Origin of the sequence: Psychrobium sp. MM17-31 (assembly GCF_022347785.1) — a bacterium.
Taxonomy (GTDB): domain Bacteria; phylum Pseudomonadota; class Gammaproteobacteria; order Enterobacterales; family Psychrobiaceae; genus Psychrobium.
Window position 1 is genome coordinate 645,316 of sequence record NZ_JAKRGA010000003.1, and the last position, 20,285, is coordinate 665,600.

The window sequence follows — 20,285 nt, forward strand, 5'->3', positions numbered from 1 at the left end:
TTTATAAAACCAGAACATTAGTTCGGTAAAACAGGAATAAACGACGGTAATTATGCAACTACAAAACATTAACCACAAGTTACACTACTCGCATAATTTATGAGATTTATAAAAATAATAAGCGTTTAGGAGCATCAACATGACGTTTAACTATGGTATTGACCACCTTAATTTGGATATCGTGAATGGTATCGCCGATGGCACAATTGAAGCGCATCTTAGCGCGGAGGCTATCGAAAAAATCAACATTAGTCGCGGCCGCGTTGAAAAAATGGCGGCGTCGGACGAAGCCGTATACGGTATCAACACAGGCTTTGGCCCACTGTGTGATACGCAAATCACCCCAGAAGAAACCAATCTTTTACAAAAAAACTTATTAATTACCCACGCCGTTGGTGTTGGTGAGCCGATTGCTAAATCAATTTCTAAATTAATGCTTATCACCAAGGTTCACGCCCTAAGCCAAGGTTTCTCAGGCATTCGTTTAGAAACTGTTGAGCGCATGCTCAAATTCTTGGAGCTCGATTTAATTCCTGTAGTACCAGAGCAAGGTTCTGTTGGAGCATCAGGCGATTTAGCACCGCTATCTCACCTATTCCTACCATTACTTGGTGAGGGTGAGTTCTGGCAAGGTGATGAGATTGTGCCAGCAGCGCAGGCGCTTAAAGAGCACAATCTTGAGCCGATGGAGCTGCACGCCAAAGAAGGTTTAGCGCTGATCAACGGTACGCAATTTATCTTATCGCATGCCATCACTGGCCTAACAAAAATGCGCTACCTACTTGATTTAGCGGATTTAACTGGCGCGATGAGCATCGAAGGTATGCAAGGTAGCCAACAACCATTTAGAGAAGAGCTACACGCTACCCGTCCTTTCCCGGGTAACATCAAAGTGGCAGCTCGTATGCGCAGTTTCTTTAAAGACTCGCAAAACATGAATTCACACACCGACTGTGATCGCGTACAAGATCCTTATTCACTTCGCTGTATTCCACAGGTGCACGGCGCGTCTCGCAACGCCTACAATCACTTGTTAGAGCTGACTGAGATGGAAATGAACTCGGTGACTGATAACCCAATCGTTATCAGCAGTGAAGAAGCGATCTCTGGTGGTAGTTTCCACGGTCAGCCACTGGCGATGGTACTTGACTACGCCTCTATTGCAGCGGCCGAACTTGGTAATATTTCAGATCGTCGTTGTTATTTACTGCTTGAAGGCCTACACGGCTTACCGCGTTTATTAACCACTTCTGGCGGTTTAAACTCGGGCATGATGATCCCGCAATACGCCACTGCTGCGCTAGTGACTGAAAACAAATCATTGTGTTTCCCACCGTCGGCTGACAGTGTGCCAACGTCGATGGGTCAAGAAGATCACGTGTCTATGGGCAGTATCTCAAGCCGTAAATTCAATCAAATCTTGGGTAACCTAGAGAAGATTTTCGCGATTGAATTAATGTATGCCGCACAAGCGGTTGATTTTAGACGCCCGAATACCTGTTCTGAAATTATTGAACAAAACCACGCGTTAATCCGTAGTAAAGTTGCCAAGCTTGAAGAAGATCGTCTACTAAAACCAGATATCGACGCTATTATTGCACTGGTTAAATCACAAGCGTTCACGGTTAAATAAGGATAATAACAATGACATTTGAACAAGAAATCAAACAAGGTATTCCAAGCGAATTGCCAGCGGCTAAGCCATATCCTTTAGACGCGAACCGCGCGCCAAAGCGCAAAGACATTCTAACGAGTGAAGAAAAACAACTAGCCGTGCGCAACGCCCTACGCTACTTCCCAAAAGAATGGCATCAAGAGCTGGCGGTTGAGTTTGCTCAAGAGCTAAAAGACTTTGGCCGTATTTACATGTATCGCTTTAAGCCAAGCTACTTCATGAAAGCGCGCCCAATTAGCGACTACCCTGCTAAATGTCAGCAAGCGGCGGCAATCATGCTGATGATCGACAACAACTTAGATCCAGCAGTTGCTCAGCATCCAGAAGAGTTAATCACATACGGCGGTAACGGCGCAGTGTTCCAAAACTGGGCGCAATATCTACTTGCCATGAAATACTTGAGTGAAATGGAAAGCGATCAAACGTTACATCTATACTCGGGTCACCCAATGGGATTATTCCCATCATCAGAAGACGCACCGCGCGTTGTCGTGACTAACGGTATGATGATCCCTAACTATTCACAGCCAGATGATTGGGAAAAATTCAACGCCCTTGGTGTTACTCAATACGGCCAGATGACTGCTGGTTCGTTTATGTACATTGGCCCACAAGGCATTGTACATGGCACTACTATCACGGTAATGAACGCATTCCGTAAGGTATTAAACAAAGGCGAGAACCCACAAGGTAAAATTTTCCTAACGGCTGGCCTTGGCGGCATGAGTGGCGCACAACCAAAAGCGGGTAACATCGCTAACTGTATTACCGTATGTGCCGAGGTTAACCCGAAGGCTGCAACTAAGCGCCACCAGCAAGGTTGGGTTGACGAGCTAATCGACAACATGGATGAGCTAGTTGCTCGCGTTCGCACAGCACAAGCCAATGATGAAGTGGTATCTATCGCCTTTATCGGTAACGTGGTTGATGTGTGGGAAACCTTCTTCGAGCAAGATATTTTCGTTCACCTAGGGTCAGATCAAACATCACTTCACAATCCATGGTCAGGCGGTTACTACCCTGTAGATATTAGCTACGAAGAATCAAACCGCTTGATTCGCGAAGAGCCAGAAGTCTTTAAAGAAAAGGTACAGGCGACACTGAAACGTCACGCCGATGCCGTGAAAAAACACACAGCGCGCGGCACTTATTTCTTCGATTACGGCAACGCCTTCTTACTCGAAGCATCACGCGCCGGTGGCGATGTGATGGCAGAAAACGGTATCGATTTCAAATATCCATCTTACGTACAAGATATCCTAGGCCCTATGTGTTTCGACTACGGCTTCGGTCCTTTCCGCTGGGTGTGTACGTCGGGCAATCCAGATGATTTAGACAAGACAGATGCTATTGCGGCACGAATTCTGAATAAAATCATGGCAGAGTCGCCTGAAGAAATTCAGCAGCAGATGCAAGATAACATCACTTGGATCAACGATGCGAAGCAAAACAAACTAGTTGTTGGCTCGCAAGCGCGTATTCTTTACGCCGATGCCCAAGGTCGTATGGAAATCGCTAAAGCCTTTAACGACGCTATCAACAGCGGCGAAATTGGCCCGGTAGTATTAGGCCGTGATCACCACGATGTAAGTGGCACCGATTCGCCGTTCCGCGAAACATCGAACATCTATGATGGCAGCCGCTTTACTGCAGATATGGCTATTCACAACGTAATCGGCGATAGCTTTCGCGGCGCAACTTGGGTATCAATCCACAACGGTGGCGGTGTCGGTTGGGGTGAAGTAACCAACGGCGGTTTCGGTATGTTACTCGATGGCTCAAGCGATGCCGAGCGCCGCTTAAAGTCGATGCTACTATTTGATGTAAACAACGGTATTGCCCGTCGCAGCTGGGCACGTAACGAAGAAGCGAATTTTGCGATTAAACGTGAAATGGAGCGCACGCCAAAACTACGCGTAACGCTGCCAAATACGGTAGAAGAAGATATTTTGAATAATCTGTCGCTGTAATTTACATTTTCAGAATATCAGTGCAACGCGAAAAGCTACCTCACATCTGAGGTAGCTTTTTTATTTTCTGCAATCCACTTACAGCATTTATCCCCTGATTTAGCACTTTGTTGTATTTCCACTTGTCTATGAACAAAAATCGATCAATAATACATACCATTCGGTATGGTATGTTAATTTAAACAGGTTAACCCATTTGGTTTTTCTCAACGACAAGGATTGAAGATGTTCAAATTATTTTCTGCGATAAAGACGTTAAAGCCTCCTACAGACGATGCATTAGCGGCCAAACATCAAGCGCCCTATTTTAGAGATGCGTTGCAAACTTCAGTCTCTAAACACCAGCTCTCACCAAGCCAACTGCAATACGCGATTTTTAATTATCTGCCAAATTGGGTCCAAGGCTTAATGTCACTGCGCAATAAAGTCGTTAAATGGTTCGGCTTTGAAGTTGGAGTAAACAATATGCAGCCGGTAAGCGATGAGCTTAATGTCGGTGATAAAGCAGGATTTCTAACTATTATAGAAAAAACCGATGACGAGATAATTAGTCACGCCGACGATAAACACATGACCTTTTACCTAAGCGTTAAAAAACAAGGCAAAGATGTGATAGTGTCGAGTCTGGTTAACCAGAAAACCACAATTGGCCGCATCTACGTCAACGCTATTCTACCCTTTCACTATTTTATCGCACGCATCGTTATCAACAATGCCATTAAGGCCAACAGAATATGAACAAAACCACTAAAACCAGCCGAGAAGATTGGCTTAATTTTGCGTTAGACATCCTAGTAAAGCACGGCCCAGAGAAACTTAAAATTGCCCCACTCTGCGAAATTAAAGGAGTAACCAAAGGCTCTTTTTATCATCACTTTAAAAACCGCGCGGTATTTATCGAAAGTTTAATGGCTCATTGGTATCAAACAATGACGCTCGCCTTTATCGAGCAGGCGAACACACAAGACTCTCCCTTAGAGCGACTGCAAAAACTCGACAGTGTTATTGCCAGCAATAACATCGAAGCGGAAAAGCACATTCGAGCATGGGCACTTAAAGAGCCTGTAATAGCCCCACATTTAGCCAAAATCGATCAACAACGACGCGATTATCTCGCCGCCTGTTACGTAGAGTTAGGCATGGAGCAAAACACAGCTGATGACGTGGCATTAATGGCCTACGCCAACTTTTTAGGCATGCAACAAGTGTATCCAGCGCCGACGATCGAGGAAGTGTTACGTGTGTCAGCAATAGCATCTAAAGCATTGCTGCCGAACATAGACGATTAAAAAAGCCCGATTAAATTTCTTTAATCGGGCTATCTATAAAGTTAATGATTCTAAGGCTTGTAATAAATCGGTGAATCAGGGCCAACTGGTAAGCCAAATACAAATACCCATAGGTAGAACAAGGCAACCCAGCCGACGAAGAAGAACATCGAATATGGCAGCATGGTGGCGACTAGCGTACCTATCCCCATATCTTTCTTGTATTTAGTAGCAACGGCTAAGATTAAACCGAAGTAACTCATCATTGGGGTTATCAAGTTGGTAACCGAATCACCGATACGATATGCCGCTTGAATAGTTTCAGGTGCGTAACCAATCAGCATCAACATAGGCACGAAGATTGGCGCAGTAATCGCCCACTGTGCCGACGACGAACCTAAACTTAGATTTACGAGCGCACACATGAAGATAAATAATACGAATACTTCTGGGCCCGTTAGGTTTAACGCTGTTAATAACGCCGCGCCTTTAACCGCCAAGATGGTGCCAAGGTTAGTCCATTTAAAGAAGGCAACAAATTGCGCTGCGAAGAATACTAATACGATGTACATGCCCATCGAGCTAATACTCTTGGACATGGCATCAATCACATCGCGGTCATTTTTCATGGTGCCAACCACGCGGCCATAGACGAAACCTGGAATAGCAAAAGTAACAAAGATAAAGGCAACGATTCCTTTAAGGAATGGTGAACCTGAAACAGCGCCCGTTTCAGGATGACGTAAAATGCCGTCTTCTGGCACGATAGTAAATGCCAATACGATACAGGTTAATAAGAAGGCTAAACCAGCGGCTTTTAAGCCTGTTTTTTCAGTAGCAGTTAAGCGTTCGATGCTGTTGTTTGATAAATCTTCACTAGCATCATCGTCGTTGTATTTACCCAAACGCGGCTCAACAATTTTCTCGGTTACCCAAGTACCAACTACGGCGATTAGTAGTACCGAAATAGCCATGAAGTAGTAGTTGGCTTCTGGGCCAACTTCATAGGTTGGGTCAATCATTTGCGCTGCAGGCGTCGTGATACCAGCCAGTAGTGGGTCGATTGTACCGAGTAATAAGTTAGCACTGTAACCACCTGATACACCCGCAAATGCCGCAGCAAGACCAGCTAAAGGATGACGGCCTAAGCTATGGAATATCATTGCTGCTAATGGAATTAATACCACATAACCTAGCTCAGATGCGGTGTTAGATAGAATGGCTGCAAACACCACCATAAAAGTCACTAGGCGCTTTGGCGCGCCCATTACCATGCCGCGCATAGCCGCTGATAATAACCCTGAATGTTCTGCAACACTCACACCTAAAATAGCCACTAATACAGTGCCTAATGGGGCAAAGCCCGTGAAGTTAGTAACAAGGCCAGTCACAATTTTTTGCAAACCTTCGGCGCTCATCAAGCTAACCACTTCAATGACACCATCAGGTGCACGACCTTTTGCTCCCTCAGGACGCGGGTCGATAACGCTCAGTCCCGCCCAATCGGCGATACCACTGATAACGATAATTGCCATACAGAAAATGGCGAATAAGGTAATTGGATGCGGCAGCATGTTTCCAAGAAACTCTACCGTGGCTAGAAATCGATTAAACAGACCATTATTTTGTTGGTCGTTGTTTTGTTGATTAGGTGCAATGTTACTTTGCGATGACATAGACAAACCCGATGGTGAAAAAATTGTGCGCAACATATCACACTTTAGTCGTGGTCTCCATTCACAACCTCATATTCCACTGAGTTAATTAGTCCCGTAAAGGGCCTTAAGATTGGTCTATTTTATTTTTGTAGTTGATATAATGTTGGTTAACCGTGGCGCTTGATATTTCAATTCCTTCTTCATATCTTTCGGAAAGAATGGATAAATAGGCCAAAAGATTTTCACTGCTTAATTGCTTTCTATTTGGAAAATATTGGTCAGGTGAAATGTTGAAATCTAGCCAATTACCATCGCTAAACTCTATATGGCATCCCCACCGAGAGATAAACAAATTACAATCTTTCTCATCAATCTCAAGAGAGACTTCGTAATAATAAGACTCATCGTCAAAAGACGATGAATAAAAAAACTCTTCACCGTCTTCTCGGACTAATACACCTACATTTTTCATTAATTTCAGTGTTCCTCAGGGTACATCTTCAAGCTATTTTCATTAGCTTCACATATATAAGTTCTTTACAACTCTATCAATGCGAGCTTCAAGCCCTTTTCAGGCTCAAGCTCTTTGATTTCATCACCCACTTGTACCTGAGTGATAGATTTCACCGACTCAATAGTTTGGCGAACATCTTGTTCGAATTCACCGAAAGTTACTTGCTGATTGTTAAGCGCAGCTAGAATCACTCCGCCCTCGTTTAAATAGTTCACACTGCGACGTAGTAATTTCTCATAATCCGGCCAACCTCTAAACGAGCCTTTTTGGAACGGCGGTGGATCCATCACGATAATATCGAATTTCGCTTGCTTCGAGATTTGGCCGTTAGATTTTAAAATATCTTTCTTCCAAATCGACGCCTTATCGTCCGCTAAATTATTAAATGAATGGTTGCGCTGTGCAGTTTTAATAGCACTGCCACTCATATCAATATTCACGACCTTGCTAGCGCCACCTTTTAGGGCGAACAACGAGAAAATCCCCGTGTAACAAAATAGATTTAACACGCGCTTGTCTTTAGCATTTTCTTCAAGCCACGCCCAACCGGTACGCATATCAGGAAAAACACCCGTGTTGCGGTTTTTACCAAGGTTAACTAAACACTTAAGGCCTTCAGATAGTTGCGCCTCAAAGTTTAATGGCAGCTCAACTTCTGTTTCGCTGCGCGTAAATAACACTTCGTTATCAACATCAGGCCACGGGCGCGATTGCACCAACACAGTTTCAATAAACTCATGCTCATCAAATACCGCTTTTAAATCCGCTTTAACGTCATCGGTAATAGCCGCTTCGTAGCACTGCACAAATAACACAGGTGGATACCACTCAACATTAATGGCTTCAAGTGACGGGAAAAAACGTCCACGGCCGTGAAATACACGCGATACTTGATTAGGACGTTGCAATAAATTGGCGCTTAGCTCTTGCTGCAAAGGAGATTGAATATTTGTCATGGGATAACTGTTGGCTTTAAATTTTGACGCTACTATAGAGCTTGTTTGAGGATCTTTGAATCGAAAATTACAATTTTATTGAGTTAATCCACTTAAAAACTAAAAAAGCCGCTCCACACGGTGAAACGGCTTTCCAATTTATTGAGCCAAATAACTCAACTTTATAACTTTTCGCTGATTAAGCGTTGGTGTCTACACCGTTGCCTTTAGCAACTACAACCATCGCCGGACGTAATAAACGACCGTTTAGCTCGAAACCTTTTTGCATAACGTCGATAACGCTGTTTGGCTCTGCGCCCGGTACTTCAATCATCGTCATTGCTTGGTGCAATTCAGGATTGAATGTTTCGCCTTTAGGGTTGATTGGCGTAACACCTGATTTTTCTAGCGCTGAAAGCATGCTGTTTAGGGTCATTTCAACACCTTCAACCATGGCTTTAGTGTGCTCACTCTCTTTATCAGCTGCAGCTAACGCGCGCTCTAGGTTATCTACTACTGGTAACAATTCGTTAGCGAATTTGTTTAGTGCAAATTTATGAGCTTTTTCAACGTCTTGAGAAACACGGCGACGCATGTTTTCAACTTCAGCTTTACCGCGTAATACGCTGTCTTGCTGTGAAGCTACTAATTCTTTAGTCGCTTTTAATTCTTTTTCTAGCTCGGCGATGCGGTCTTCACCCGTCTCAACCGTACCTTCAGCAGCTTCAACCTCTTCTGCTTCAACCTCTTCGGCTTCAACTTGCTCAACACTCTCTTCGTTTTCAATGTTTTGTGCGTTTAAATCTTGTTCGCTCATCATTCTTCCAAACAATAGTTCCTATTCATTGCTCATTATTATGGGGATCATCGACTTCGATTCAAGGGTGAAACCACAATTTTTGTGAGATTTTTTAAAGCCATCATCCACCTCATTAAAAAGTAGCTTTCAAAAGCTACATGCGTATACTTGATCTTATGTTCAACAGTTTGAAATCATTATGAAAGCGGTCTTTAAGAGCATTGGCTTAATTGGCAAGAGTCATCACAGAGAAACTTGTGAGACCATCACCCACCTTATCGAATTTCTTTCCTCTCAAGGCTATCGCGTTTTCGTCGAAGAAAACTCGGCGAAAGATATTGCTATTACTCCCGCTAAGCTTGCGTCAATCACCGGCATTGGCGAGCAATGTGACTTAGCGATTGTGGTTGGCGGTGACGGCAATATGCTTGGTGCAGCACGTGTTTTAGCACGCTATGACATTTCAGTGGTTGGCGTTAATCGCGGTAACTTAGGCTTTTTAACCGATATCGATCCCGATAATACCGACACGCCACTGACCGAAATTCTCAACGGCAATTACATCACCGAAAAGCGCTTCTTATTAGAAATGAAAGTGCTGCGTCACGGCCAGTTAAAAAGCTGTAACAGCGCCATGAATGAGGTGGTGTTGCACGCCGCCAAAGTGGCCAACATGATTGAGTTTGAGCTCTATATCGACGATTTATTTGTCTATCATCAGCGCAGCGATGGCCTGATCACTTCAACCCCAACAGGCTCAACCGCCTATTCCCTCTCTGGTGGCGGCCCGATCTTAACTCCAAACATGGATGCAATATCGCTGGTGCCGATGTTTCCGCATACCCTGAGTTCACGCCCGATCGTTATCGACGGCAATAGCAACATCAGCCTGCGGATCCCAAGTTATCTATCAGACAACATTCAAGTGAGTTGTGACGGTCAAGTCAGTGTCGAGATTTTACCGGGTGATGAGGTGAAAATTAGTAAGTGCCAATATCATTTACGCCTTATTCATCCAAAAGATTACAGCTATTACGAGGTACTGCGCAGCAAACTTAATTGGAGCGAACAAAAAGTTACTAAGCGCAAACCTTGACCAATTTTTAATTCGCGCCTATCATTGGCGGCAGGCTTGAGAGACGCCTGTTCCGCCAAAGATGAATTCACTCTTCTACCAAAAGCTTATCTAAAGCAACAATCTATGAATCAGTTCAGTATGAGCTAAGTAGGCCCCGCGGAATGCCACAACGACTTAGAGGATATTGAAGATGATTTATCAATCTCACCAATTTTTATCCAGACTTTCCCACCAAACATCAGGGGAATTGTCATGGAATTAGCCGTTAACGAATTAAAAATCCAAGCCAAGAAGCGTCTTAAACACTTAAAAACCGACGAGCAAGATTTTGCGCTATTTCAAAAAAAGCACAAGCTGGCGTTAGGCGGCAGTGACGAACTGCAACTCAAGCACGTCCTGTTATCTAGTGCACGAGAACTAGGCTTTACTAGCTGGCAGCAGCAAGTTAATGTGTTTTCCGGTCAATCATCCACCGAACAATTGGATATGGGCACGCTATTTTACCCAAGAGGCTGTCACGGATTAACCAACGAATGGTTTGCAAGCTATCACGAAGCACAGCAAGTAATGGCACAAGATAGCGAGAATAAATGGCTGCTCCCCTACAAAACTCAGTTTATGGTAGTCACGCGCGATTATATGGCGGCGTTTAATTTACCGCTTGAAGCCACTAATTGGTTAGACGACATCAAGCGTGATATGGCTAGGAGCTACAACACGCCGCTGTGGGACAAAATTGTGGTTTCAATATTAAGACACCGTCAATAAACGGTATTTATAACCAGCCTTTTTGTTTAGCGATGCGCGCCGCTTCAATGCGGTTCGCAGCGCCAAGTTTGGATGAAGCTTCCGACAGATAATTGCGCACAGTACCTTGCGAGAGAAAAATCTCTTTACTGATTTGCTCGGTCGTTTTGCCATCAAGCGCCAGTCGCAATACTTTGCGCTCTTTATCAGTTAACGGATCGACTTCGCCCCACGCCGAGGTAATCAGCTCTGGCGCGACAATCACTTTACCTGCGTGAATTTGACGCACAGCTTGGGCGAGTGAATCTGATGGTGCATCTTTGAGTAAATACCCTTTTACACCTGCGTCCATCGCACGACGTAAGTAACCACTTCGCGTAAAGGTGGTAAGGATCATAACCTTCGCATTGTGCTTGGTTCGATGTAATTCTTGCGCCAATTCAATGCCCGTCATCTGTGGCATTTCAATATCTGTTAGCACGACATCCACCTCATGTTGCTGTGCTAATTCCAGCGCCTGCACGCCATTTTCAGCACTGGCAACAACAGTTAAATCGTCTTCCATTTCAAGTAATGCCGAAAGTGCGCCAAGTACCATCGATTGATCTTCGGCAATAAGTATTTTTATCATTAATCTCTAATTTCCAATTTCGGGTGCAACTGGTAGTAAAAAGCTCAGTTTAGTGGGCGCATTTTGAATGTGCATTTCACCACCGAGTTTTGCGATGCGCTGGCGCATGCTGTTGATACCGCTATTTGCTTGGTAGTCATTCATCTCACCCTGATCGGTAATAGCCAGTTCAATAACATTGTCTTTCTCGCGTAGTGTCACCCATGCTTTTTCTGTTTCTGCATGACGCACGATGTTAGTAATCGCTTCGCGGGTAATTAACGCCAGTTGAGACTCTGTATCGGCAGTTAATTCCAGCGCCTCGATATCACTAATCAATTCGATATCAGCGGCCTTGGTTGCAACTTGTGCTTGCAATAATTCATCGCGAATAGTGGCTTGGTTGTAGCCAACAACGGCTCCTCTAACTTGCGCTAACGTCTCGCGTGATAACTGCTCTACCGCCTTAATTTCATCACGGATCTTCTCAAGCTCAATGCCTTTGTCGATCATTTTGCTCGCTAATTCAGATTTTAAAGTAATCACCGATAGGCTATGACCAAGAATGTCGTGTAAGTCACGGCCAATGCGTTCCCGTTCTGCTGTTTTAGCCAAGGCTTCAATTTGCTGTTGCGACAGTTTTAAGGCCTTATTTTTACGTTCCACTTCCGCTTGATGCACTGTCATCAAACCAATGATGAACGAGAACAACACTGCAGGTATCCAAAAATAGGTGGATTGCTGGGTGAGCGCGGCAAATAAACCGATGCTACATATGATGAACGTCAGTGCCCCCAAGGCCACGCGATAGGTCTTAAACTGAGAACACGCCGCTGCTGCGTAAACAAAAAACACGCTGGCACCGAAATTAAACTGTGCCATCACCACACCAATGATAAAGATGCTGGCGATGCAGGCGATAAGCTGCGGCCCGTGCACCCACAGCGAGCTGAAATAACAGGCTAGGAATGCAAGCAATCCAACAGCCACTACAAGGACATCAATGCCAGAGACGGGATCAAAATAGAGATTAACGAAGAATATCGCTAAATACGCCAGTGACAAATAAGGAATGAGTCCCATGTGACTTGGCACTAGCTTTGAGTGTATTTTCTTTAATAAATTCATGCGCTAACTCTATTATGTCTGGTTTAGTTATTCAACAAACTCAACGTTGTCGATCATTAATTCAAAAGCATTGATCGGTGTTGACGCCACAATCACCATGCCAGTTACACTGCTCAGTAAGTCTGGCTTAATCGTTTTAAAAGACACCGTTTGGTCTTGCCAACTATCGGAAACATTAAAGGGGATTTCGACAGGACGCATCGCTTGTTTGGTCGACATCAACATTAATTTGTATTGCCCAACCGTCCCTTTGCTCGACAATTTAACGCCAGACAAATTGCGTAAATCCACCGGCGATTTGTTGTTTTTACTAAAAGAGATAAATGCCCCCGCCCAAGGAAAATTAAATTTGCGTCTAACGTCACCTTTAATATGTAGATAACCGTTTTCTCCTTCATTAGCCGCTTCGATTTTAACGGTTGAATTACCACCGAACTGCTCGTCAGTCGTTGGATACCACTGCGTTTTTAACGCTGAAGTTAAATCATTATCAAAGGTGCTAAACATCATTGATGAAAGCTTTTTATTTGCAGAGTCATTTGTTTGATAGTCGATGGGAAATCCGTTTTTATACACCTTCACGATTTTACGGGTGTTGGTAATCAACTGGCGTGGATCGCCATTAAGCAGCAAAAAATCCGCTCTCTTGTTCACCGCTATGATTCCGCGATCCGTTAACTTAAACGCTTTAGCGACATTGGACGTCGCGGCTTTTAGCGCATCATCGGTGCTCAGCCCACTTTCAACTAACAGCGCAAGTTCGCTGTGTAGACTAATGCCATGTACTGTGCCTGGATTTGGCGCATCACTACCCGCTAAGATCATCACGCCAGCACGATGCATAGTACCGATATGACGTTGTGCATTAGCAAAGAGTTGCGGCCGTGCTTTAGCGCGGCGTAAGCTAGCGAGTTGAGAGCGCCATTGTTCGGCATTGAGATGAGTAACGTTTTTAAAGCTATCCACTAGCTCGTTGGTTTTATTGACGCCAACCATCGAGGCTAGAATTGATAACGTCGGAATGACAAATTGCTGATTTTTAGCCATATCACCAGCCAGCTCGTCAACGTTTCGATTGTCCATAAATCCGTGGACTAAACCGTCAGCGCCAGCATCAATAACATCACGCGCCGATTGATAATCACTAATATGAACCACAGCTAGTTTGTTTTCACGGTGCGCCGCATCTATTAACGCCTTGAGCGTCGCTTTATCAATCGAAGGCATATGACGGCCATGGGCGCTGTAGACGATTTTTATATAATCAGCTCCCTCATCGATACGCGCCTTAACAAAGTCTTGCGCTTGCCCAGCATTTTCTATCGTATCGATATGAAAACCATATTCTGTGCCATGTCCTTCTGGGGCGGTAATCAAGGTTCCCGCGGAAAATAGATCCGCTTGTTGCACATCGTCACTGGCGTTATTACGCATCGCGCGCTGCGTGGATGCAAACGCGGTGTTGGTAAACATATCAAGCTCCGTCGTCACCCCATATTTTACGGCATCTTTGAGTGCGTTATCCCACGCGTGAGTGTGCGCATCAATTAAGCCCGGTATTAAATATTGACCAGTGGCGTCTATCTTCTGAGCATCGTTATATTTCTCTGTCAGTTGCTCACCCACGTCGATAATCATCCCTGATTTAAAGGCGACATCAACCTTTCCGCGCCACTCATGTCCATCAAAAACTTCAGCGCCTGTGATCACAGTTACTTGCTCTTTATTTGCTATAGCAGCTGAAGGCGCAGGCGTTGGTAATAGGCTAAAAAACGCCGCCAACAAGCCAATAATAACGGTAAAAATTAGTGTATTTTTCATTGTTTTTTCCTTAGGGCCTGTTGAACTTTGGTGAAGGTTTTTGCAGCGAATTGTTCGGGGTTTATACAAGGCAGAGCCTACGACGCTTAGTGGGCTAAGCTAGTAGGCGATAACGCCGTAGAAATCACGAACAAACGCTGTCCTTCGGATGCAATGACAAGACATTTTCACTACGTTTTTCGTCGCTCGCCTAGGTAAACTAGGCGTCGCTCCTCATGCCTTGCGAAAAAGCCTTGTCAATTGCACAAAATTCATCCTCGAAAGTTCAGCAGGCCCTATTTTGTTTGACAGTGGTGATAGCCTTTTACCGCAATAAAACTTGCGACAATGAGTGTGATGATTAAACACCCAATATGCAGCCAAATAGATTGCCCTAAGCTCATATCCACCAGCGATAACCCCAGTTGTGATAAATGATATGGCGGTAATGCCATTGCCATTTTTTGCAACCACGTTGGAAAAATAATTACAGGAATTGCAAGACCTGATAGAAAGGCGCTCGGCAAAAAAATCAAATTAAGCACAGCCGTTGCCGCTTTGCCTTTGACCCAAAAACCGATAGCTAAGCCAATGGCGCAAAATGGCAAGCTACCAATCAGCATTAACCCCGCAATGGCTAACCACTGTGAGCGCGCTAACACAACGTCGCCGAATACAGCGCCAAGGGTAAATAAGCCAATGACAATCACCAACGAAAATACAATGGCATTAACCAACTTCGCCGCCATGTATTGCCATGCCGATACTGGTGAAATTTGCTTGATTGCGAGCCAACCTTTGTCGCGCTCGGAAGCAACACTGGCGCCAAACCCGAATAGCGCAGGCGCCATAATGCCAAATACGCCATAAGACACCATCAAATATGTTGAGGAGTTTTGACCACCGTGGTCGCTAAATACTATGCCGAAAAATACATAGAACATCAGAGGAAATGCCAATGTCGGCCAAATAAAACTAGGCTCGCGCAGTGCCATTTTAATATCTAATGTCAGCTCATGAACAAATGATGACCTATTATGCGTTTCAATTAAGGTATTCATGCCGCACTCTCCTGTTGTGAGTCCATATCTTGGGTTAGTTGAATAAATGCTTGCTCTAAATCGCAGTTGCTGATGGTGAGATCATCGATATCGGCATCGAGCACCTGCCATTTGGCAAGCGTCTCAGCTGCATTTGTTGTGGTCACTTCAAGGTAGTTTCCGTATTGTGCGACATTAACCACACCAGCCAGCGCGCGAACGCTCGCCATGGCAATCGATGTTTTCGCTTTTATTAGCTTGTGAGAAAACGCCACTTTTAAGCCCTGCGGTGTATCATCAGCAATAATACGACCGCCTTTGAGTACGACGATGCGATCGCTTAACGCGTCTGCTTCTTCTAAATAATGAGTAGTTAACAAGATTGTTTTACCAAGCGATTTATAACGCTCGATCACCTGCCATAAAACACGGCGCGTTGTAACGTCCATGCCAACGCTTGGTTCGTCTAAAAACAACAGGTCTGGATCGCCACACAAGGCAATAGCCAGCAGCACCAGCTGTTTTTGACCGCCTGATAGCGCGCCGAAATATTTATCTTTAATGCCATCGAGCTGTAAATCGCTATAAAGCTGCGTTAGCGGTAATGGCTGATCGTAGTAACTGCGAAAAAGCTCAAGTAGCTCACTGACTTTAGCGCGCTCGGGCGCTGCCGAGTCTTGCAACATAACACCTAAACGCTGACGCACTTCTTTGCTGCTGTGGAGCTGACCAAAGATTTCAATATCTCCACACTGCGCTTTGAGACGCCCTAGCATCAGATTGATTAACGTACTTTTTCCCGCGCCATTAGCGCCGAGCAAACACACCACCTGTCCGCGGTTTATAGTGAGGGATAGTTCATTGAGGACACGCTGCTTCACATCACTTTTGACGTATTGAAAGCTCAGCGCTTTGATATCGATTATTGAGGACATTGTTTTCTCCTATCAGTTGATAGGGTTATCATGCCCACTTGCAATTTGATTAATTAGAGCAATTTGTCATGACTCGATATGACAAATGTCATGTGTATAAAAATTTTTTTGCACCTCGTTGTAATAAACCCAATTCGCTTGCCACTAACTAGGTATCTTTTTTGAGAAATTCATTGATAGGACATTCATGACCAGCGATTTTTATCAACTGTCGATACTGCCTTTTGCCGGCATCATCATCAAAATCTGCCGCGCGTATACCAACACGCAAGAAGATTTTGAAGATTATTACCAAGAAGTGTGTCTGCAAATTTGGCGTAGTAAAGACAACTTTAACGGCCAAAGCGAATGGTCTACGTGGATCTACCGCATTTCGTTAAATGTCTGTTTGACCTATTTGAAAAAGCGCAAAAACGGCGACAACACCATAGTGTCTGACGCCCTGCCGGAAGAAGCTGTCGATGACAGCAAGGCCTTTGCCAATGACGATATTAATGTGCTCTACAACGCCATTAAGCATTTATCAGAAACCGATCGCGCAGTGATACTGCTTTATCTCGAAGAGAAGTCATATCAAGAAATTAGCGACATTATCGGCAGTAACGTCAACAACATCGGCGTACGTATTAGCCGGATCAAATCTAAATTATCTAAATTTATTGCAAGTGAGGAGTAAGTGATGACCAAATCAATCGAAGAAATGTGGAAACAGGGTTTTGTTAACGAAAGCCAATTAACAGCCCCTAAAGTTAACGACTTATACAACAGAAAATCTGAAAACCTGGTCGATAAGCTACAGCGCATGTTCGCTATCAATATCAAAGCGATAATTATCGGTGCACTTATTATGCTTGTGGTATTTAGCCTGATCGGCGCCCCCTTACTTGGCCTCTATATTTGTCTGTTATTAACTCCCTTGGTACTTATGGCAAGAAAAGAGCTCGCAAAGTCTCACCGTATTTCCAAAGGACAGAGCAGTTTTGAATATCTAACCAACTTCGACAACTGGCTCAAGGGCTCGATTAAGTCTTATGCCTTTTACTACAAGTTTTTCTATCCGCTATTTTTCATTGGCATGGCGACGCAAGGCATGGTGAGTAAAGCAGGCGGCAAAGTGATTAGCGTGTTAATGGAAAAAATGCCAACCGATATCTTAATTTTCGGTCAGCCGTATTACTTGATCATTGCGACAGCACTAATGACTGCAGTAATCGCCTATTTCGCAGAGGCGCTCTACAAATTTGATTTAAACAGCGTCTACGGTCGTCAGTTTAAAAAGCTCGACGAGTTAATCGAAGATATGAAAACGTTGCGCAGCTAGCTTTGCTCAAAGTGGATCAAGATAGACTTTTGATCTTTCTTAGTCATCTTATTAACCACCAACATATAAGAATTATCGATCATGCGCTCAATTTCACCTCGTGGGATTGAGCCATCTAGAATAACGGTGTTCCATAATTTTTTGTTCATGTGATAACCCGGAATCACGCTCTCAAAAATGTCCCGCAGCATAACGGCTTCGTCGGGATCACATTTTAGGTTTAACCACCAATCGCGCTTATCGCCATCGCCTTTGCCCGCCTTACCAATCGCAAGGGTTGCAAACATCTTATCTTTAACTTTATAAACGTAGACGCCCTCCCCAAAAGGAAAACCATGGCTAGTTTCAGGCTTATCCAGTAGGTATTGATGAGCGGTATCGAATTCAGTCATTGTTTTTTTTATCCTCGTCTTTTTCGGGCAATTTATACTGAAACTTCGGCTTTTCTTTGGCTTTAATAAACTTGCTTAAATCATGCCCAGGTTTACATTTCAATGTGCCGCCTAACAAGCCAGCTGAAACGATAACCGATGCCTTCTTAAGCGCTGTATCACAGGTTATCTTGATTTCACTTTTTTCATCAATGGTTTTTTCTTCGATAAATTGATAATCGTGGACGGGAAAAGAATTGTTCATCTCTGACATCCCAGCATTTTGACCTTCGATCTCATATTGCGGTGCGGCGGAAGTTTGCTGACGAATAAAAGCACGGCTGCGCTCTAATACGCTCAGTGATGAAGTCGATGATTTTGCCGCAGGCTCCTCTACCACCAAGGCAGCGCGATTGGTCAACGGCTCAGGGTCTCTTACTGGCTCTGCAAGTGGCGCTTTTTCTTCAATTTTCTCTTTAGGCTTTTCTTTAATTTTCTGTTTAACCGCAGGCTTATTCTCAGTAACGACCTTTTGCTTTTGTTTCGGTTTAGGCTCTTGCTGCTTAACTACTTTCTGCAGCGGAGTTGGATCAGCGCTAATCTTTGGTAAAACGAGCTTTTTCTCTATCTTTTGCTCAATTTTTTCTTTTGGCGGCTCTGGTGGTTTTACCACGATAGGTGCAGGTGGAGTAATAACTAACTTAGCAGTAATGGCTTGCTGTTGTTTAATTTCTTTGGCAAATTTTTGATGTTTTTTAGTTGCGCCAACACTTATCTGAGCGGCAATCACAACAAGCAAAACGCCGTGAATAACCAAAGATAGAACTATGGCCTTAGAAAACCTTAGGTTGGAAATACGGCTAAACAACTTCAATCCCTTTGCGCTATGTCGTGAAAACAGAATTAGTAACAGCGAATAGACTAGGGAGATGTTGTAAGGTTCAAAAAATTAATGACTTATTGATTACGCTGATAAATATCATCGAGCGCCAACCAGATGTCATCACATAAATTTTCGCGATACACCGCCTGTTTAAACTCAGTATATTCCTGCACATACATCGCTAACAAATCTTCCCTTTTGCCTGCTTCGCTAGCACGCATATTGGCTAACCTATCTGCGGCTTTAACAATCAATGCATCATATAAGTCAGATTCAACGTCAGCCATTTTCTGATGTGTTTTTACTTTGCGCTGTGCTCTTGTTGCGCCAGCCTCATCGGTCACTATTCCGACACAAGCAGCGATATGCTCGCCAAAAAGCGCGGCAACCTGCTCAATCACCACAGACGTGTCTTCTACCACATCGTGTAAGTAGGCAATAACTTGCACCACATCGCCATAAGGTTTGGCAATATCAGCTACGGCATCTAAGTGCACACTATATGGGCGCGTGCCATACATCTGTCCATCATGGGCCTGCAGTGCAAAATAACGGGCTTGTTCTACGCTCATTAGATCTCCTTATTATTTATAAAAACCGTGCTTGAGTTGTCCCCAGAATCCCACAGGCATCTTGTGATCGTCACTATATCCTAGTTTTAAATTGCCACTCGTTTCTGGCACATAAGCGCTGTTAAACAAGTAATCCCAAACGCTTAAGCTGATGCCAAAGTTTACCCCGTGCGGATGTGACTTAGGCAACTGATAGCTGTGGTGATAAAGGTGCATCACCGGGTTGTTTATAGCATAACGTAAAACGCCGTAATCGAGTTTAATATTGGCATGATTGAGGTGACCAATCACTATCGTTAAGAAATGCACAGCATAAGCATGTTGTGGTTCAAAACCACCAAGTAACATAACACCTAAGGTCTTTAGCGGCTTGTAGAAAATATTTTCCATTGGGTGGTAGCGTAAATGCCCTGCAAACCCCATTTCTTTTATTGAATGGTGCACCTGATGAAAACGCCAAAGCACAGGAACACGATGCAGCATTTTATGAGTAAACCACTGTAAAAAATCCAACAAGATAAAAAAGACCAACAGCTGTAACCACCATGACCATTGACTCATATCCAATATTGCGAGGCTGTTAGCTGTCACGCCCACTGACGAAAAACCTTGTGCCATCAGCGCGTAAAAACCACTAATCGCGATACTAAAGACAAAGAAGTTGAAATACATATACCATGCATCTAGCCAGAATCCGTGGCGCATTGTTTGTTGCTGTTTACGCCACGGAAACAGTATTTCAGCAGTCCATACCAACAGAGAAATAATGGTGAGTGCCCAAAAATAATTTTGCGTCCACGGCACATCAAAGGTGACATTGCGCCACACCCAGTCCGCCGTTCCAATACTGGTTTCAATTAAAAGATTAAACCACTGCACTATTCACAATCCGCTGGTATTTTTTGATAAGGAATAAGACATGCTTTAGCCTGTTAATATTTCAAACAACTTCCCAAATTACAACAATTAATCCGGCGCGCT

At 44.1% G+C, this 20,285-nt stretch carries 21 protein-coding genes; 8 read left to right on the forward strand and 13 right to left on the reverse strand.

Annotated elements, in window-relative coordinates; genetic code table 11:
• Positions 1–139 precede the first annotated feature (139 nt).
• The 4 genes from hutH (at position 140) to MHM98_RS11690 (ending at position 4,934) form a co-directional block, all read left to right on the forward strand.
• Positions 140–1,633 carry a histidine ammonia-lyase gene (hutH, locus tag MHM98_RS11675; protein WP_239439460.1) on the forward strand — a complete coding sequence of 498 codons (1,494 nt, stop codon included), beginning with the start codon at positions 140–142 and terminating at the stop codon, positions 1,631–1,633.
• Positions 1,634–1,644: 11 nt separating this feature from the next.
• Positions 1,645–3,645 (forward strand): urocanate hydratase, encoded by a 2,001-nt coding sequence (locus tag MHM98_RS11680; protein WP_239439462.1) that lies wholly within the window; start codon positions 1,645–1,647, stop codon positions 3,643–3,645.
• Positions 3,646–3,870: 225 nt separating this feature from the next.
• A complete protein-coding gene (locus tag MHM98_RS11685; RefSeq protein WP_239439463.1) occupies positions 3,871–4,383 on the forward strand; it encodes a DUF2867 domain-containing protein in 513 nt (170 codons plus the stop codon).
• Complete coding sequence (locus MHM98_RS11690) at positions 4,380–4,934, forward strand: TetR/AcrR family transcriptional regulator (protein WP_239439465.1); 555 nt, start codon at positions 4,380–4,382, stop codon at positions 4,932–4,934. Before MHM98_RS11685 ends, MHM98_RS11690 begins: the two co-directional genes overlap by 4 nt.
• A 50-nt stretch (positions 4,935–4,984) precedes the next feature.
• Here MHM98_RS11690 and MHM98_RS11695 read toward each other — a convergent pair whose 3' ends face one another.
• The 4 genes from MHM98_RS11695 to grpE form a co-directional block, all read right to left on the reverse strand.
• The gene (locus tag MHM98_RS11695) at positions 4,985–6,589 is read right to left on the reverse strand and encodes an AbgT family transporter (RefSeq protein WP_239439467.1); all 1,605 of its coding nucleotides are present in this window, start codon (positions 6,587–6,589) and stop codon (positions 4,985–4,987) included.
• A gap of 106 nt (positions 6,590–6,695) precedes the next feature.
• The gene (locus MHM98_RS11700; RefSeq protein WP_239439469.1) at positions 6,696–7,043 is read right to left on the reverse strand and encodes a hypothetical protein; all 348 of its coding nucleotides are present in this window, start codon (positions 7,041–7,043) and stop codon (positions 6,696–6,698) included.
• Between the two features lie 65 nt (positions 7,044–7,108).
• Positions 7,109–8,041 (reverse strand): class I SAM-dependent methyltransferase, encoded by a 933-nt coding sequence (locus MHM98_RS11705; protein WP_239439470.1) that lies wholly within the window; start codon positions 8,039–8,041, stop codon positions 7,109–7,111.
• A gap of 178 nt (positions 8,042–8,219) precedes the next feature.
• Positions 8,220–8,837 carry a nucleotide exchange factor GrpE gene (gene grpE / locus MHM98_RS11710; RefSeq protein ID WP_239439472.1) on the reverse strand — a complete coding sequence of 206 codons (618 nt, stop codon included), beginning with the start codon at positions 8,835–8,837 and terminating at the stop codon, positions 8,220–8,222.
• Between the two features lie 181 nt (positions 8,838–9,018).
• On the opposite strand from grpE, the gene nadK reads away from it, so the two are divergent.
• Both nadK and MHM98_RS11720 read left to right on the forward strand, forming a co-directional pair.
• Positions 9,019–9,915 carry an NAD(+) kinase gene (gene nadK, locus MHM98_RS11715; RefSeq protein ID WP_239439473.1) on the forward strand — a complete coding sequence of 299 codons (897 nt, stop codon included), beginning with the start codon at positions 9,019–9,021 and terminating at the stop codon, positions 9,913–9,915.
• Positions 9,916–10,149: 234 nt separating this feature from the next.
• The gene (locus MHM98_RS11720) at positions 10,150–10,665 is read left to right on the forward strand and encodes a hypothetical protein (RefSeq protein ID WP_239439475.1); all 516 of its coding nucleotides are present in this window, start codon (positions 10,150–10,152) and stop codon (positions 10,663–10,665) included.
• A 7-nt stretch (positions 10,666–10,672) separates the two neighbouring features.
• On the opposite strand, the gene MHM98_RS11725 is transcribed toward MHM98_RS11720, so the two are convergent.
• From MHM98_RS11725 to MHM98_RS11745, 5 genes are all read right to left on the reverse strand, one after another.
• Positions 10,673–11,275, reverse strand: coding sequence for a response regulator transcription factor (locus MHM98_RS11725; RefSeq protein ID WP_239439477.1), 603 nt, complete (start codon positions 11,273–11,275; stop codon positions 10,673–10,675).
• 6 nt (positions 11,276–11,281) lie between these two features.
• Positions 11,282–12,382: a sensor histidine kinase gene (locus tag MHM98_RS11730; RefSeq protein WP_239439479.1), complete on the reverse strand. Its 1,101-nt coding sequence runs from the start codon at positions 12,380–12,382 to the stop codon at positions 11,282–11,284.
• A 27-nt stretch (positions 12,383–12,409) separates the two neighbouring features.
• Complete coding sequence (locus tag MHM98_RS11735; RefSeq protein ID WP_239439481.1) at positions 12,410–14,203, reverse strand: CIA30 family protein; 1,794 nt, start codon at positions 14,201–14,203, stop codon at positions 12,410–12,412.
• Between the two features lie 275 nt (positions 14,204–14,478).
• Positions 14,479–15,243 (reverse strand): ABC transporter permease, encoded by a 765-nt coding sequence (locus tag MHM98_RS11740; protein WP_239439483.1) that lies wholly within the window; start codon positions 15,241–15,243, stop codon positions 14,479–14,481.
• On the reverse strand, positions 15,240–16,157 hold the full coding sequence (locus MHM98_RS11745; RefSeq protein ID WP_239439484.1) for an ABC transporter ATP-binding protein: 918 nt from the start codon (positions 16,155–16,157) through the stop codon (positions 15,240–15,242). Before MHM98_RS11745 ends, MHM98_RS11740 begins: the two co-directional genes overlap by 4 nt.
• A gap of 187 nt (positions 16,158–16,344) precedes the next feature.
• On the opposite strand from MHM98_RS11745, the gene MHM98_RS11750 reads away from it, so the two are divergent.
• Both MHM98_RS11750 and MHM98_RS11755 read left to right on the forward strand, forming a co-directional pair.
• A complete protein-coding gene (locus MHM98_RS11750; protein WP_239439486.1) occupies positions 16,345–16,833 on the forward strand; it encodes an RNA polymerase sigma factor in 489 nt (162 codons plus the stop codon).
• 3 nt (positions 16,834–16,836) lie between these two features.
• Entirely contained in the window at positions 16,837–17,478 is a 642-nt protein-coding gene (locus MHM98_RS11755) for a hypothetical protein (protein ID WP_239439488.1), read from the forward strand.
• Here the strand turns inward: MHM98_RS11755 and MHM98_RS11760 are convergent.
• From MHM98_RS11760 to MHM98_RS18940, 4 genes are all read right to left on the reverse strand, one after another.
• A complete protein-coding gene (locus tag MHM98_RS11760; protein ID WP_239439489.1) occupies positions 17,475–17,870 on the reverse strand; it encodes an MmcQ/YjbR family DNA-binding protein in 396 nt (131 codons plus the stop codon). The two genes, MHM98_RS11755 and MHM98_RS11760, sit on opposite strands and share 4 nt — an antisense overlap.
• Positions 17,863–18,717 carry a hypothetical protein gene (locus tag MHM98_RS11765; RefSeq protein WP_239439491.1) on the reverse strand — a complete coding sequence of 285 codons (855 nt, stop codon included), beginning with the start codon at positions 18,715–18,717 and terminating at the stop codon, positions 17,863–17,865. Before MHM98_RS11765 ends, MHM98_RS11760 begins: the two co-directional genes overlap by 8 nt.
• Before the next feature lie 89 nt (positions 18,718–18,806).
• Complete coding sequence (locus MHM98_RS11770) at positions 18,807–19,304, reverse strand: HD domain-containing protein (RefSeq protein WP_239439492.1); 498 nt, start codon at positions 19,302–19,304, stop codon at positions 18,807–18,809.
• Between the two features lie 12 nt (positions 19,305–19,316).
• A complete protein-coding gene (locus MHM98_RS18940) occupies positions 19,317–20,183 on the reverse strand; it encodes a sterol desaturase family protein (RefSeq protein WP_239439494.1) in 867 nt (288 codons plus the stop codon).
• Positions 20,184–20,285: the final 102 nt, after the last annotated feature.